This is a genomic window from Psychroflexus sp. MES1-P1E (assembly GCF_002836055.1).
In the GTDB taxonomy this organism is placed as follows: domain Bacteria; phylum Bacteroidota; class Bacteroidia; order Flavobacteriales; family Flavobacteriaceae; genus Psychroflexus.
Genome location: NZ_PJBS01000307.1, coordinates 34,984 through 50,815 on the forward strand (window position 1 = coordinate 34,984; position 15,832 = coordinate 50,815).

Here is a 15,832-nt window from a genome sequence, read left to right on the forward strand (position 1 = left end):
TGGAGAAGGAATATATATGTTTTTTACCAAAACCCTAGTGGTTTCTCTTTTAAGTATAATAAGCCTTAGTTCTATAGCTCAAACAGCTGAAATCGATAGTCTTTTTGAACATAATAAGTTTGAAAGACTAGAGGATTTGTTGTTTCAGTCTGAGTCGTTAAACTCAATTAACTTAAAGCTAGCAAAGACTCGCTATTACAATACGTTTAAACAATTGGAAGAATCATTTAAGGTTCTTTACAGTATAGATACTACCACGCTAGATTCTAAGCAAAAGGCCTACTATTTTTATAATCTCGGCGAGTCTTTTGATATGAATAGCAATTTCGATTTTGCTGCGCTTAACTACACCAAGGCACAAATCTATTTTAAAGAGATAGGTGACTTAGTGAGATACAATCGCATCAATTTAGACCTTTTTTACACTGTAGCCAACGAGGATATTTACCAAAAACCGGTAGACTATCTTGATGAATTTCAAAAAATAGCAATCGAACTTAAAGATCCCATGCAAATGGTAGATCTAGAAATTGAGTTAGCTTATATGAGTTTGGAAGGCCCAGATTCTACTTCAGGCTTTCTCGATCATATACATAACGCCTACCGTTATTTAGAAAAAGATCCCAATATTTATAAGTTAGGAAACGTTCACACTTATCATGCTATGTATTATACGGATGTTGCTATCCAAAAAGATTCAGCAGAATTTTATTATAATAAAGGTATTGATATTTATGAACAACTGGGTTTACCTCATAAAGCAGCCCTTGGCTATTTTAGTTTGGGAGATCTAAATAGTTTTATTGGAGATTATGATAGAGCGGTGTATTGGACCAAAAAGGCTAATGGTTATAGGAATTTTAATTACGATTTTGAGTTAACCGCTTATATCAATCAAAAGCTTGCTAAAGATTATAAGGCCTTAAACCAACCCGACTCAGCTTATAAATATTTAAATGAATCTTTACTTTATCGTGACAGTATTGACATTACGCAACAAAATATCTCGCTAACCCAATTTGAGGCGGAAAAAAAAGAGAGGGAGAATTTAGTTTTAGAAAAGAAAAATGAAAGAAATCAGTTTATTATATATTTTTCAATAGGAGCTTTTATTCTTCTTGTATTTTTATCTATTGCGATTTATCAAAATGAAAAAAAGAAACAACTCCTAATTCAGAAAAACAAGGCCCTCGAAATTAATAAAATTCAAAAAGAGTTAAAAGAACAAGAAATTAAGGCTATAGATGCCTTGGTAGTTGGACAAGAGAAAGAGCGTGCTAGACTTGCAAGTGATTTACACGATAATATCGGATCTAATTTTACAGCTATCAAGTCTTATTTTGATCATTTGTATACAGAGTTAAAAGCAATAGATTCCAAGCCCATAGGTTTTGAGAGAGCTTACAATCTACTAGAACAAACCTATCAAGACATCAGATCACTAGCTCACCTAAAACACAGCGGCCTTATGGCTGAAAATGACCTCATTCCTGCCTTGAGTACTTTAAGTAAAAACATCAGTTCCTTTAGTAAGATTGAAGTGGATTTCTTTCATTTTATTCCTGCCGAAGATCAACTGGATGATAAATTAGAACTTAATGTGTTTAGAATTATCCAAGAGACCATGGCCAATGTGGTTAAACATTCTCAGGCTAGTACAGCTTCTATTTCACTTACTAAATCTGATGATTTCTTAAATATTATTGTAGAAGATAATGGTGTTGGTTTCAATAAAAATAAAATTAAAGAAAAAGGGTCTTTCGGCTTACAAGGCATAAAACAGCGAGTCACCTATTTAAAAGGAGAATTCACCATAGATTCTTCTGAAGGTAGTGGGACTACATTAATAATAGATATTCCACTATGATAAGAGTAGCAATTGCAGATGATCACCAAACTCTTATTGATGGTATAAGTCTTAGGTTTGATGGAAATGAATCCATAGATCTTGTATTTTCTGCCAATGACGGTAAGGATTTCTTAAAACAGCTTAAAATTACTCCGGTAGATCTTGTAATTACAGACCTTAAAATGCCAAAAATGGATGGTGTTTCCTTAGCTAGGCAGATTAAGCGAGATTTCAAAAATGTAAAAGTAATAGTTCTCTCTATGTTCGATCAACCCGATGTAATCAATAAAATGATAGACGTAGATGTGGATGGCTATATCTTGAAGACATCTTCGCTAGATGAGTTGGTAACTGCTATTGGAGAGGTAAATAAGGGACAGAAATATTTCGATAAGCATCTTCACGGGATTACTAGCTTGTTTGATGTTAATTCAACATCTTCAAAAACAAATCTATCGAATGCAGAAAAGGATATATTAAACCTTATTGCTGAAGGTAAAACATCACAAGAAATAGCTGATGAAAGAGCTTGTGCTGTTTCCACGATCCACACCCACAGAAGAAATATGGCCCATAAATTAGAACTATATGGCAAGGGGGAATTGTTGCGTTATGCTATGGATAAAAAGTATAATTTTGAATAAAGTCAATAATCATGTCCATATTAATTGTAAGTACAACTAGGGATCCCCAAAAATGGAAACACACATTAATGTCTAAAAATGAATCTTTAGATATTCAAATTTATCCAGATATTGACCGTCCAGAAGATGTTGAATTCGCTATTTCTTGGAAACATCCAGAAGGTCTTTATAACGATTTTCCAAATCTTAAAGTCATCGCTTCTATGGGAGCAGGCGTGAATCATATTTTAAAAGATAAAGATTTGCCTGAACAGGCAAGGGTAACTAGAATTGTCGATGGGCAGTTAACAGAAGATATGAGCCAATTCGTCCTATTAAACTGTTTGGCGGTCTCTAGAAATCTTTTCACACATCTCCAGGATCAATCTGCTAAACTTTGGAATACTAAGCCTTATCAAATTCCAAAACATACTTCAGTTGGTATTATGGGGTACGGTGTTCTCGGACAAGAAGCTGGTAAAGTTTTGAAAAAAAATGGGTTTGAGGTCATAGGATATGCCAACTCTTCAAAAATAGTTGAAGGCATCCGAGTTTATGGAGAAAAAGAACAGGATGAATTTTTAAATAACACTCAGATTCTTGTTTGCTTATTGCCTGTCACCGAACTCACCACTGGAATTCTTAATCTCGATCTCTTTAGGAAACTAAAAAATAAAGCTTACCTAATTAATGTGGCTAGGGGAGAGCACCTTAATGAAGATGACTTACTAAAAGCTATAGATCAGGACATCATAACTGGAGCAAGCTTAGATGTTTTTCGAGAAGAACCTCTTCCGAGTTCTCACCCCTTTTGGGAACATCCTCAAATCCAAATCACACCACATATTGCGAGTATGACAGATCCAGAATCTGTAGCCAATCAATTGCTAGACAACTATAAGAGGATGAAAAATGGAAAAGCCTTACTGAACGAAGTCAATACTGCAAAAGGATATTAAAAGCTAATGAGCAGTTAAGTTTTTAGTAATCATAAAACCTAAAAATACGGCCAAGACTCCCAAAACTAGGCTTCCTAGAGCATAAAGTAAAAACTCTAAGTAAAGGTTGCTTTTTAATAAAATTAGATTTTCTGAAGAGAAAGTGGAGAACGTTGTAAATCCGCCACAAAACCCTACCGCTAGTAAAAGATGTAAATTCGAGTACTGACCTTCAGATTTCATCAACCAACCCAATAAAAGTCCAATTAAAAGACTTCCTAAAACATTCACAGTTAAGGTGCTAAAGAAGTTAAACTTCGAGTCAACTTGTGTTTTAAAAAATAAAGTTACCAGATATCGGCAAACACTTCCTAATCCACCCCCTAGAAATACTAGCAAAACAGACTTCATATTTATTCAATTATGGGGATATAATAATTGGTAATCCACTTGGAAGGATTAACAGTTGAGTTTGAATTGATTTCAAATTCAAGAAAGGGTTTTAGCCGTGTATTGATTTTTAGGGACCTATTTGCAACTATGGTATTGCTATATTCGATAAGCTCTTCCATATTGATATGGTCTCCCGTCAGCTTGGTTTTAAAATAAGCTCCTTGACTAACGGATTTAGACAAAATCTCATAAGTATCAGGGATGGCAATTTTTTCTTGGGAACCTATTCCAGGAGAAAATATCAGATTACCGGTATTTTCATATAAATTCTCAAATAAAATAAGTCTTCCTTTATAGATTTCAAACTTTTTCTCCGTCATAAAGTTTTCTATACTTTTGAAAATGGGCTCAGATTTTTCTAGGATTTTATTAAAGTTAAGTCTAGCGGCAGAGGTAGCGTGAAGCAAGTAAAATCGACTGGTTTCAACTTTGCCTACAACAGCTATATCATAGACTGAAATTTCTTTCTGAATAGAGCTTTCAAGGCTGCTTAAGCTATTTTCGATAGAGGTTTTAGCGATGTCTAAATGTGAAATTCCAGTAAATACGTATTCAGCTTTTTGCCAAAAATCAGCATTTGATTCTAGGTGAAGTATAAGGTTTGAGTTGTTTTCTAAAGTTTCAAATTTCCAGGTTAAATCAATTTCAGAAAGGCTCAACCACGTTTTTAAAGTGAGCTGCTGTACAAGTGAATCCGAGAATTTAGATTTGTTTTGAAGATTGATACCTTCAAATTTACTATTCTGCCAAGAAAGTGTTGAGTTTTCAAAATCCTCAGAGTTGCTTAGTCTAGGATTTATAGCCTCATCTTCACCAATAGAAAACCAGTTGGAGTAACTAGAAAAATCCTTAATCTTCGATTCGAAGAGCTTAGCATTGATGGGGGTCTCAAAATTTATCGTTTCTTGATTATGTACACTTACCGTTGCAATATAGAGGGAGCCCAAAACAAAAATTAAAACAATAAGAAAAAAGATATATTTAAAAAATTTCATATGGTAGTTCTTACATGAACGAATATACTTAAAATCAAGCTATGTTTTAAGATTTAGCGACGTGCTGTGAGTTCTGCAATTTTGACAATGACTTCACTAGCTTTCACCATGCTTTCTAACGGAACATACTCGAATTTTCCATGAAAATTATGCCCTCCTGCAAATATGTTAGGACAGGGTAGGCCTTTATAACTAAGTTGAGCACCATCAGTGCCTCCTCTTATAGGTTTTAGGACAGGAGTGATGTTAAGTTCTTTCATGGCTTGCTCTGCAATATCTACAATGTATTTGATAGGCTCTACTTTTTCTTTCATGTTGTAATATTGATCATGAATTTCTAACTCTACAACCTCTTCTCCGTGGGTTTTATTCATTTTAGCAACAACGCCTTCAAAAAGTTCTTTTCTGGCTTCAAATTTTGTTTTGTCATGATCTCTTATAATATAGTTTAATTCAGTAAGCTCTATAGTCCCATTCATTTTGCAGAGGTGAAAAAACCCTTCGTAGCCTTCAGTTTGTTCTGGGACTTCTTCTTTTGGTAAGACATCAATAAATTTTTGAGCGAGGTACATCGAATTTACCATTTTTCCTTTAGCGTAGCCTGGATGGACACTTATTCCTTTAAATTTAAGGGTAGCAGCCGCAGCATTAAAGTTTTCGTATTCCAATTCGCCAATTTGACTTCCGTCCATGGTGTAAGCGTATGCTGCACCAAATTTTTCGACATCAAAATGGTGGGCGCCTCTTCCTATTTCCTCATCTGGGGTAAAACCGACCCTTAGCTTTCCATGTTTTATTTCGGGATGGTTTACAAGGTATTCCATCGCCATAATGATTTCAGTAATTCCCGCTTTATCGTCGGCGCTTAAAAGAGTAGTTCCATCTGTCGTAATGAGGGTCTGACCTTTGTAGAGTTTAAGATCCTCAAAATAATCGGGAGACAAAATTATATTTTTTTCTGCATTGAGTATAATATCTCCTCCATCATAATTTTCATGAATTTGAGGCTTAATGCTAGAAGCATTGAAATCTGGTGAGGTATCAAAATGTGATACAAAACCTACCGTTGGAACCTCGTGGTCAACATTTGAAGGTAGAGTTGCCATAATATAAGCCTTGTCATCTATAGAAACATCGTGTAAACCAATGCGTTCTAACTCCTCTTTTAAGATATGAGCAATCGTCCACTGTTTTTCTGTACTAGGTGTGTTTTCATTATTTGGATTGCTTTGTGAATCAATTTTGATATAGGTAAGGAATCGATTTAAAAGCGTGTTAGAATTTATCATCTATTGTTCTTATTTTGCTCAAAAATAAGAATTTGTATTCATTAATTTCCAATAAAAAGTTGCTCATCCTAAGATTTACTTTATTTTTGTATTCAAATTAAAGTGAAGATGTACAAACAAATTTTAAGGCCAATTTTATTCCAGTTTGATCCTGAAGCTGTACATCATTTTAGTTTCAACGTTTTGAAGTTTGTTTGTAAAATCCCTGGGTTTTCTTCAATTTTAAAAAAGAATTTCGTTCTTGAAGATAAAAGATTAGAACGAGAGGTTTTTGGTCTTAAGTTTAAAAACCCCGTTGGTCTAGCGGCAGGGTTTGATAAAAATGCAGAACTCTATAAAGAATTATCTAGCCTTGGCTTTGGTTTTATTGAAATAGGAACAGTCACTCCTAAAGCCCAACCTGGGAATCCAAAAAAGAGGGCGTTTAGATTAAAGCAAGACTCCGCGATTATAAATAGATTTGGGTTTAACAATGAAGGGGTAGAGGAAGCTGTAAGACGATTGAAACAAAATTCAAATATTCTTATTGGTGGGAATATCGGTAAAAATAAAGCAACGCCTAATGAAGATGCTATCACTGATTATGATTTCAGTTTTGAAGTCCTGTTTGATTATGTAGATTACTTTGTTGTGAATGTGAGTTCGCCGAATACTCCCAACTTAAGAGCTTTGCAAGATAAGGAGCCTCTACAAAATCTTTTAAATCACCTACAAGTCAAAAATGAAAAAAAGCAAAAGCCAAAACCTATTTTGCTAAAAATAGCGCCAGACCTCTCTGAAGAGCAATTGATGGACATTATCGACATTGTTATATCGAGTAAAATAGCAGGTGTTATTGCGACCAATACTACTATTTCTAGAGAAGGATTGTCTTCAATTCATAAAGATGAAGCAGGAGGTCTAAGTGGAAAGCCACTTACCAAATCGTCCACAGAGGTAATTCGCTTTTTATCGACCAAAAGCAATAAAGCTTTTCCGATTATTGGAGTTGGGGGCATTATGACACCACAAGATGCTTTAGAAAAACTAGATGCTGGTGCAAGTCTTGTTCAGCTGTATACCGGTTTTGTTTACGAAGGTCCAAGTCTTATCAAAGCCATCAATCAAGCTATTCTAGATCGTAATCTCAAGTAGTACATGCTTGAGCAAATTCTTCCATTCCTAATCGCTTCTATTTTTTTAACACTTTCACCAGGGCCTGACATTATTTATGTTCTTTCTCAAAGCCTGGTTGGAGGCTATCGGCGAGGACTTATCATCGCCGCAGGATTGGTGACTGGTATAATTGTTCATACGTCTTTGGTTGCTTTTGGAGTGTCGCTGGTTATTAAAAACTCTGAGACCTTGTTCTGGGGTATAAAAATCGCAGGAGCCTTATACTTATTTTATTTAGCTTATAAAGTATATATATCTTCTCGAGGTGAAGGATTTTCCTCAAGTGAGGAAACCAAAATTAGCAAATCTAGCTTTAGCTATTATAAAACAGGTTTGGTTATGAATATGCTCAATCCTAAAGTAACCATCTTTTTTTTAGCCTTTTTCCCAGGTTTTTTGTGGGATACCGACTCCAATTTAGTTCTTCAATTTTACATTTTAGGGGGCTTATTTATGCTTCAGGCCTTTTTTATTTTTAGTGTAGTTTCAGTTTTAGCAGGTAAGGTTTCGACAGTGTTGTTTCAGAAGTCAAGTCATTTCTCTTTTTTAAAATGGTTTCAAATTTTAACTTTTATAGCTATAGCTATTCTGATTTTACTTTAAGCTCATTTCATTTTTCTAAAAACCTTAAAACTGTATATTTGGCCTATGAAATCTGTTAAGTTAATCGAGTGTCCTAGAGATGCGATGCAAGGCATAAAGTCTTTTATTCCAACTGAAGAAAAAGTAAAATACATCCAATCCCTTTTAAGGTGTGGGTTCGATACTATAGATTTTGGAAGTTTTGTATCGCCTAAAGCGATTCCGCAAATGCAAGACACTTCTAAAGTCTTATCCATGCTGGATTTGTCTGCTACTAAAAGTAAACTTTTAGCTATTGTAGCAAATCAAAGAGGAGCTCAAGATGCTTCTCAGTTTCCAGAAATCGATTATTTGGGATATCCTTTTTCAATTTCCGAAAATTTCCAAATGCGAAATACGCATAAGACCATTGCAGAATCTGTTGAGGTTTTAAAATCTATTCTTGAGATAGCTCATAAGTCCAATAAATCTGTTGTTGCATACTTATCTATGGGATTTGGAAATCCTTATGGAGACCCGTGGAACACGAATATCGTAGGGAAGTGGACTGAAATCCTGGCAGATCTCGGAGTGAAAATTCTATCCTTATCGGATACCGTAGGGAGTTCCACTCCAGAGGTGATCGAAGATTTATTTTCCACACTTATTCCTAAATACCCTACTATGGAATTTGGTGCTCATCTACACACTACTTCAGACGCTTGGTTCGAAAAAGTAGATGCTGCTACTAAAGGAGGATGTAGGAGGTTTGACGGAGCTGTACAGGGATTCGGTGGTTGCCCTATGGCTAAAGATGATTTGACCGGAAATATGCAGACTGAAAAAATGCTCTCTTATTTTAATTCTAAGAAGATGGAGAATTCCATAAAAATGACAAGTTTTGAATCAGCTTACAATAAAGCATCAGACTTATTTTCTAAATACCATTAGTATACTTTTTGGAGGATTCCTCTCTTTTTTACTTAGTTTTGCAATGTGGAAAATTCAAAGAAAGATATACGGGCATTAAGCAAACAAGAGTTGAATGAATTTTTTGTTTCTCAAGGGGATAAATCATTCAGGGGATCTCAAGTCTACAATTGGCTTTGGAACAAAGCGACTTACAATTTTGAGGAGATGACCAACTTGTCCAAAGAGACTCGACAAATGCTTGAGGATAATTTTGTGATCAATCATATTGAGGTAGACGAGATGCAACGAAGTAAAGATGGTACTATCAAAAATGCCGTTAAACTTCATGATGGTTTTACTGTTGAATCTGTATTGATTCCAACCTTATCAAGGACCACTGCTTGTGTATCCTCCCAGGTGGGATGTAGTTTGGATTGTAAATTTTGCGCCACTGCGAAATTGAAACGAATGCGAAACCTCAATGCCGATGAAATTTTTGACCAAGTGGTCGCTATCGATAAAGAGAGTAGACTTTATAATGGCATTCCATTGTCCAATATTGTATTCATGGGAATGGGAGAACCCTTGATGAATTATAAAAACGTGCTTAAGTCTGTAGAAAAAATCACCTCTCCTGATGGATTGGGCATGTCGCCAAAGCGAATTACTCTATCCACTTCTGGAGTTCCAAAAATGATAAAAAAACTGGCAGACGATGATGTTAAATTTCATTTAGCTGTATCTCTTCATTCCGCGATTGATGAAATAAGAACTCAAATTATGCCATTCAATGCAAAATTTCCTTTGGCAGATCTTAAGGACTCCTTGTTATACTGGTACGAGAAAACAGGTAAATCTGTGACTTATGAATATATTGTTTGGAAAGGGATTAACGATACTCAAGAGGACATAAGCGCTTTAGTAAAGTTTTGTCAATTGATTCCTTGTAAGGTGAATATCATAGAGTACAACCCAATAGATGATGGACAGTTTCAGCAAGGAAGTGATGATGCTGTTGCCAAACACGTTAATGCTCTAGAAGCTAATCATATTACGGTGACCCTAAGACATTCTAGAGGGAAGGATATAGATGCGGCTTGTGGACAGCTGGCTAATAAGATTAACGCTTAATTTAAATAAAAAAGTATCTAAAATAGAAAAGCTCCGATCAATGATCGGAGCTTTTGTTTAAACTTAAGAATTGATAACTCTTATTGTTTTACAAATTTGAATGTATTCACTTGGTCTCCTGAAGCAACTTTAGCGATGTAAAGTCCAGTGCTTAAGCTAGACACATTAACTGAAGTATTGTCAGGATTTAAGTCCTTATTTAAAACTTCTTGACCCAAGGTGTTGAATAAAGACACATTGTCTAAGTTAAAGCTAGATTGAATAGATAGTTGTCCTGCTCTGTAGAAGTGAGTTAAATCTGATATCTCGAAACTTTCATTTGATAAAGTAGTAGCGGTTACGCTAAAATCATCAATATGTAAAACATATACATCACTAGCTTTATATCGAATAGCTATATAAATATTTTCTCCTGCAAATCCATCTAAATCAAAAACGAATTCTGTCCATTCTTCAGCTTCAGGTGATTGATTTGGTAAAACTAAAAAAAAGTCACCAGCTTCAGTACCAGTTGTAGAGATTTCAAGGTCAAAAAGTTCTGGGCCATAAATATCTGTCGGTGCTTTTGCCCAGAAGCTAAGAGTGTTACCATCACTACCTAGAGTGATTTGAGGTGAAACTAATCTGTCATCGTTTGCATCAACTTGAGTTGGAACAGCTGCAAATGCACTAATAATTTTATCACCTGTTCTAGCAGACCATGCATCATCTCCATCTAAAGGAGCATCTACTTGAAGAGGATTAAAAAAGATGTAGGAACCTATATAGCCTTGATTAGGGAAAGTTGAACCCTCGATAGAATACGTATTTCCCCCATCACCATCAATTAGTGTCCAATCACCAATTTCAGAAATAATGAAATCATCATAATCTTCGAAACTATCTTCAAAGAGTGTTACTTGAGATTTATCCACAAAGGAAATCATCGCTAAAATAAATAAAAAGTAATTTTTTTCATAGAGTTAAAATTTTTGAAATTAGTTTATAAATGCAGTAAAAATTATTTGTTCAACTGCGTTTGCTTTGACTTTTTTAAAATTAACACTTAATCCTCTGAAACAGTAAAGCTGTTTTCCAATCCTGGTTTTAAGGCCTTTTTAAGACATAAAACTCTATATTTGTTGCACATTGAAAACTGTCTCACAAATAAAAGAGCCCGTAGCTCATGAGATGGAACTTTTTGAAAAAAAGTTCCATCTTTTCATGTCTTCTCGTGTAGCCCTTCTCAATAAAATCACTCATTTTATCGTCAACAGAAAAGGCAAGCAAATGCGGCCTATGTTCGTCTTTCTCGTCGCCAAAATGGTGTCTAAAGGAGAGGTAAACGATAGGACTTATCGCGGGGCTTCTGTTATAGAACTTATCCATACGGCTACCTTGGTTCACGATGATATTGTGGACGATAGCAACCAACGTCGTGGTTTCTTTTCCATCAATGCTTTATGGAAAAATAAAATAGCGGTTTTGGTCGGTGACTTCCTGTTGTCTAAGGGGCTTTTGTTATCTATAGATAACGATGACTTCGATTTATTAAAGATTATTTCAGTGGCCGTACGTGAAATGAGTGAGGGGGAATTACTTCAAATTGAGAAAGCACGCCGACTCGATATTACTGAAGATATTTATTATGAGATTATTCGGCAGAAAACCGCCACCCTCATCGCCGCCTGTTGCAGTCTTGGTGCAGCTGCTGTAAGACCAGGTTCTAAAGACGTGGAGGACATGCGTAAATTTGGTGAACTTATAGGAATGGCTTTTCAGATCAAAGATGACCTCTTTGACTATGGTGACCAAAAAATAGGTAAGCCTACTGGTATAGATATTAAAGAACAGAAAATGACTTTACCCCTCATTTATGCAATCAATCAAGCGTCAAAAAAGGAAAAAAACTGGATCATCAATTCTGTTAAAAATCACAATAGAGACAAAAAGCGCGTGAATGAAGTGATAGACTATGTAAAATCTGTAGGAGGGCTTAGTTATGCTCAAATTAAAATGAAAGAATTTCAAAGTGAGGCTTCAGAAATTCTTCAACGTTATCCAGATTCTACTTACAAAGCGTCTCTTCAATTGATGATAGACTATGTAATTGATCGAGAAAAATAATTTTATTCTTACATTTATTTCAAATTAAATTCCATTGATAAGTAAATCTACTATTGACAAAGTCTTTGATATTTCTCGAGTAGAGGAAGTGATAGGTGATTATGTTCAGTTGAAAAAATCTGGCAGCAATTTTAAGGGGTTAAGTCCTTTTACAGAAGAGCGATCTCCTAGTTTTATGGTCTCTCCAGTGAAGCAAATATGGAAAGATTTCAGTTCTGGTAAAGGAGGGAATGTGGTTGCTTTCTTAATGGAACATGAGCATTATACCTATCCTGAAGCCATAAAGCATTTAGCAAAACGTTACAATATTGAAGTTGAAGAAACGGAGCAATCTTCAGAAGAAAAAGAAAAGGCTAGTGAGAGAGAAAGTATGTACTTGGTCAATGAGTTTGCCAAATCTTTTTTCATCAAGCAAATGCTTCACACCGATGAAGGGAAGTCAGTTGGTCTCAGTTATTTCAAGAAGAGGGGATTTACGTCAGAAACGATGGAGAAGTTTGATCTCGGCTATTCTCCAGATGAGTGGCAAGCCTTCACAGATTCAGCTTTAGAAAAGGGATACCGTTTAGAGTTCTTGGAGAAAACTGGGCTTAGTATCGTAAAGGGAGAAAAGCGCTTCGACAGATTTAAAGGTCGGGTGATGTTTCCCATACACTCTATGTCTGGAAGAATTTTAGGGTTTGGAGGTAGAATTCTTACAAATGATAAGAAGCAGGCAAAATACCTCAATTCACCTGAAAGTGATGTCTATCATAAGAGCAAAGTTTTATACGGGCTTTATCAAGCCAAGCAGTCTATTGCTAAGGCAGACAACTGTTATCTAGTGGAAGGGTATACGGATGTGATTCAGTTTAACCAAACAGGAATTGAAAATGTAGTTGCTTCTTCTGGTACAGCCTTAACGCCAGAGCAAATTAGACTTATCAATAGACTAACCAACAATATTACAGTTTTATTTGATGGAGATGCTGCGGGATTAAGAGCTTCTGTGCGTGGTATTGATTTAATTTTGGAACAAGGTATGAACGTGAAAGTCTGCTTATTCCCAGATGGTGAAGATCCAGATAGTTTTGCAAAATCCAATTCCAAAGAAGAGTTAGAAACTTATCTCAATAGCAATGCTCAGGATTTTATAAGATTCAAAGCTTCCTTATTACTTGAAGATGCGGAAAATGATCCTGTAAAAAAAGCTGAAGTGGTCAGGGATATTGTAAATTCTATTTCTAAAATACCAGATCAAATCACTCAGGAAATTTACATCCAAAGCTGCTCCAATCTTTTGGAGGTCTCCGAAGATGTTCTTTTTAGTACACTTGCACAAATTCTAGCTAAGGAAAGAAAAGAAAGTCAACGCCGGCCTAGGCAGGGGTCTTTAGAAATTGTAAAGGAGAAAAAAATTGAGCCAGTTGTCTCTAAAGTCAATCAGCAGTATGTGCTAGAGAGAAATATTATTCAGTTGCTTCTAAAATATGGGGGTAATACTGCGGTATTTGTAGATGTAGACTTCGATTTTGACGACTTTGATAAGGATAAGCATACTGAGGTAAAACGTGAATATGTTGTGTTTGAAAAAATATTTATAGAACTTCAAGAGGATGAAGTTGAATTTTCTAATCCTTTGTTTAAGGAATTATATGCCCTAATTATTGAGATTTATACAAAAGAAAGAGCCTTGAAGATCGATACGTTTATCAACCATCTAAAGCCAGATTTGTCTCAAGAGGTGACGTCTATTATTATGGAAAATGAAAAAAATCAATTACACGATTGGAAGCGTCAAGAGATTTTTGTAATTGATAAAAGCGAGGTGGACCCTAGAGAAGTCATGGAAACCATTTTAAATTTGCGTCGATTTTTAATCAGAAAAAAAGTTCAAGATTTAAGTGAAATCATAAGAGAACAAAAAGAGGAAGTGGATCGCGAACTGATGATAGAAACCATGGAATATAATGGATTGGAAGTTTTGATTTCCAATAAATTAAATCGGGTTCTATAAGCGAATTATCTTAATTCCTTGGGAATTTCACACACAGGAATCGGTTGCATCTTGTGTTGGTTAGATCTGTTCATGGAATTATAAATTTTTAAAACTTCTTTTTCTCTGTCAGAAATTTTAGAAATTCCACCTTTAAAATTCATTGCCCATTCCAATTCGTTGTAGCTGGCACCAATTTGATCTTCATCTGTTCTGCTATCACCAAACAAACCATCGGTAGGCTTTGCGTTTTGTATATCGTCTATTATATCAAGGTCCTTCGCCAGTTCGAAGACCTCACTTTTCATTAAATCGGCAATAGGGCTAAGATCTACGCCACCATCTCCATATTTGGTGTAAAATCCAACACCAAAATCCTCAACTTTATTTCCAGTACCAGCAACCAAATAGCCGTGAATACCAGCAAAATAATAAAGCGTTGTCATTCTTAATCTAGCCCGTGAGTTGGCTAGCGAAAAGTCTCTTAGATCTATCTCTTCAATTTCTGGTAAGCTATTTTTGAAAGTTTCGAAGGTGTCGGAAAGATCAATTTTTACCGAGCTTACATTTTCAAATCGTTTTTCCAAATGATCTATATGTTTTCTTGCCCTCGACACTTGGTCTTCGTGTTGGTGTATAGGTAATTCTAGACATAAGGTGGGTTTGCCAGTTTGTGCACAAAGTGTAGAGGTTACCGCAGAATCTATTCCTCCAGAAACACCTATCAAAAACCCATTTTGCCCACTGTTTTCAAGATATTCCATCATCCAATTGGCTATATAATCGATCGTTTTTTGAGACTTCATAAGCTATGATTTACCTTTTAAATATTACATTTGCATCAAATATAAGTATTCTATTCCGGTACAAAACCAAATGTCTTCAAATATGAGATTTCGTTTAATTTTGTTGAGTCTTTGCTGCTTTATGGTGAGTTGTGATCAAAACTCTAAAATGAATCCAGAGGCTGAAGATCTTACTATTGACTTAGAAGTGGTTCGGTTTGATCAAGAATTTGATCAAGCTTCGGCAATGGATTTGCCAAGGCTAAAAAATAACTTTCCACGTTTATTTCCAGAACAAGTGCCAGATAGTTTGTGGATTTCAAAAATGCAAAGCGACTTGCAAAAGCAAATTCATGCGGAGGTTAATCAAGCTTTTCCGAATTTCGACAAAGAAAAAGAAGATTTAGAGCGTTTTTTTAAATACGCTAAGTATTATTTCCCGTCGTATAAACTCCCGAAAGTGTATACGTTGGCCGAAGAGGTGAACTATAGAAATAAATTGGTGTTAACGGAAGATTTACTTCTTATCTCTTTAGATAATTATCTAGGAAAAGACCATAAGTTTTATGGAGGTTTTGCTGATTATATCGCCTTTCAGCAAGATAGAAAGTTCCTGCTTTCCGAAGTTGTAGATGCCTTTGCTAAGCAACATATCGATGAAAAGAGGTCTAGAAAATTCATATCGGAGATGATTTATTATGGCAAGATCCTTTATTTAAAAGACATCCTTATTCCTTTTAAATCTAATGCTGCAAAAATTTATTATTCTGAAGATCAATTTGAGTGGGCCAAAGAAAATGAAACTGAAATCTGGTCCTTTTTTGTAGAGCGAAACTTGATTTACTCGACAGACACTACTTTGGAAGATCGCTTTATCAACCTAGCTCCTTATTCTAAATTTTATTTGGAATTGGACAATGAGTCTTCTCCTAGAATAGGACAATATATAGGTTGGCAAATAGTAAAAGCCTTCATGAATAAAAATCTTAATACTAGTATAAAAGACCTCCTGAATATGAAGTCTGATGCTATTTTTGAAAAATCAAATTATAAACCTTAA

General features: G+C 35.2%; 15 protein-coding genes. 10 read left to right on the forward strand and 5 right to left on the reverse strand.

Annotated elements, in window-relative coordinates; translation table 11 throughout:
• The first annotated feature begins 16 nt into the window (after nucleotides 1–16).
• The 3 genes from CXF67_RS10495 to CXF67_RS10505 are packed head-to-tail and all read left to right on the forward strand — an operon-like array spanning nucleotide 17 to nucleotide 3,431.
• On the forward strand, nucleotides 17–1,867 hold the full coding sequence (locus CXF67_RS10495; RefSeq protein WP_102088696.1) for a sensor histidine kinase: 1,851 nt from the start codon (nucleotides 17–19) through the stop codon (nucleotides 1,865–1,867).
• On the forward strand, nucleotides 1,864–2,493 hold the full coding sequence (locus CXF67_RS10500; protein WP_102088697.1) for a response regulator transcription factor: 630 nt from the start codon (nucleotides 1,864–1,866) through the stop codon (nucleotides 2,491–2,493). Before CXF67_RS10495 ends, CXF67_RS10500 begins: the two co-directional genes overlap by 4 nt.
• 11 nt (nucleotides 2,494–2,504) lie before the next feature.
• The gene (locus tag CXF67_RS10505) at nucleotides 2,505–3,431 is read left to right on the forward strand and encodes a 2-hydroxyacid dehydrogenase (protein WP_102088698.1); all 927 of its coding nucleotides are present in this window, start codon (nucleotides 2,505–2,507) and stop codon (nucleotides 3,429–3,431) included.
• Between the two features lie 3 nt (nucleotides 3,432–3,434).
• Here the strand turns inward: CXF67_RS10505 and crcB are convergent, their stop codons facing one another.
• The 3 genes from crcB to pepT are packed head-to-tail and all read right to left on the reverse strand — an operon-like array spanning nucleotide 3,435 to nucleotide 6,147.
• Entirely contained in the window at nucleotides 3,435–3,821 is a 387-nt protein-coding gene (crcB, locus tag CXF67_RS10510) for a fluoride efflux transporter CrcB (RefSeq protein WP_102088699.1), read from the reverse strand.
• Between the two features lie 2 nt (nucleotides 3,822–3,823).
• Nucleotides 3,824–4,858: an AraC family transcriptional regulator gene (locus tag CXF67_RS10515; RefSeq protein ID WP_102088700.1), complete on the reverse strand. Its 1,035-nt coding sequence runs from the start codon at nucleotides 4,856–4,858 to the stop codon at nucleotides 3,824–3,826.
• A gap of 53 nt (nucleotides 4,859–4,911) precedes the next feature.
• The gene (gene pepT / locus CXF67_RS10520) at nucleotides 4,912–6,147 is read right to left on the reverse strand and encodes a peptidase T (protein ID WP_102088701.1); all 1,236 of its coding nucleotides are present in this window, start codon (nucleotides 6,145–6,147) and stop codon (nucleotides 4,912–4,914) included.
• 108 nt (nucleotides 6,148–6,255) lie between these two features.
• Here pepT and CXF67_RS10525 point away from each other — a divergent pair, with 108 nt between their 5' ends.
• From CXF67_RS10525 to rlmN, 4 genes are read left to right on the forward strand one after another with little or no spacing between them, the layout of a single operon-like run.
• The gene (locus CXF67_RS10525) at nucleotides 6,256–7,281 is read left to right on the forward strand and encodes a quinone-dependent dihydroorotate dehydrogenase (protein WP_102088702.1); all 1,026 of its coding nucleotides are present in this window, start codon (nucleotides 6,256–6,258) and stop codon (nucleotides 7,279–7,281) included.
• A 3-nt stretch (nucleotides 7,282–7,284) separates the two neighbouring features.
• A complete protein-coding gene (locus CXF67_RS10530) occupies nucleotides 7,285–7,905 on the forward strand; it encodes a LysE family translocator (RefSeq protein WP_102088703.1) in 621 nt (206 codons plus the stop codon).
• A 45-nt stretch (nucleotides 7,906–7,950) separates the two neighbouring features.
• The gene (locus tag CXF67_RS10535; protein ID WP_102088704.1) at nucleotides 7,951–8,814 is read left to right on the forward strand and encodes a hydroxymethylglutaryl-CoA lyase; all 864 of its coding nucleotides are present in this window, start codon (nucleotides 7,951–7,953) and stop codon (nucleotides 8,812–8,814) included.
• 45 nt (nucleotides 8,815–8,859) lie between these two features.
• On the forward strand, nucleotides 8,860–9,906 hold the full coding sequence (gene rlmN, locus CXF67_RS10540) for a dual-specificity RNA methyltransferase RlmN (protein ID WP_102088705.1): 1,047 nt from the start codon (nucleotides 8,860–8,862) through the stop codon (nucleotides 9,904–9,906).
• 80 nt (nucleotides 9,907–9,986) lie between these two features.
• Here rlmN and CXF67_RS10545 read toward each other — a convergent pair whose 3' ends face one another.
• Complete coding sequence (locus CXF67_RS10545; protein WP_102088706.1) at nucleotides 9,987–10,832, reverse strand: T9SS-dependent choice-of-anchor J family protein; 846 nt, start codon at nucleotides 10,830–10,832, stop codon at nucleotides 9,987–9,989.
• Nucleotides 10,833–11,034: 202 nt separating this feature from the next.
• Between CXF67_RS10545 and CXF67_RS10550 the strand changes: the two genes are divergently transcribed.
• Nucleotides 11,035–12,012, forward strand: coding sequence for a polyprenyl synthetase family protein (locus CXF67_RS10550; RefSeq protein ID WP_102088707.1), 978 nt, complete (start codon nucleotides 11,035–11,037; stop codon nucleotides 12,010–12,012).
• A 34-nt stretch (nucleotides 12,013–12,046) separates the two neighbouring features.
• On the forward strand, nucleotides 12,047–14,008 hold the full coding sequence (gene dnaG, locus CXF67_RS10555) for a DNA primase (RefSeq protein WP_102088708.1): 1,962 nt from the start codon (nucleotides 12,047–12,049) through the stop codon (nucleotides 14,006–14,008).
• A gap of 5 nt (nucleotides 14,009–14,013) precedes the next feature.
• On the opposite strand, the gene nadE is transcribed toward dnaG, so the two are convergent.
• On the reverse strand, nucleotides 14,014–14,793 hold the full coding sequence (nadE, locus tag CXF67_RS10560; protein ID WP_102088709.1) for an NAD(+) synthase: 780 nt from the start codon (nucleotides 14,791–14,793) through the stop codon (nucleotides 14,014–14,016).
• An 82-nt stretch (nucleotides 14,794–14,875) separates the two neighbouring features.
• Here nadE and gldB point away from each other — a divergent pair, with 82 nt between their 5' ends.
• Nucleotides 14,876–15,832 (forward strand): gliding motility lipoprotein GldB, encoded by a 957-nt coding sequence (gene gldB / locus CXF67_RS10565; protein ID WP_257984666.1) that lies wholly within the window; start codon nucleotides 14,876–14,878, stop codon nucleotides 15,830–15,832.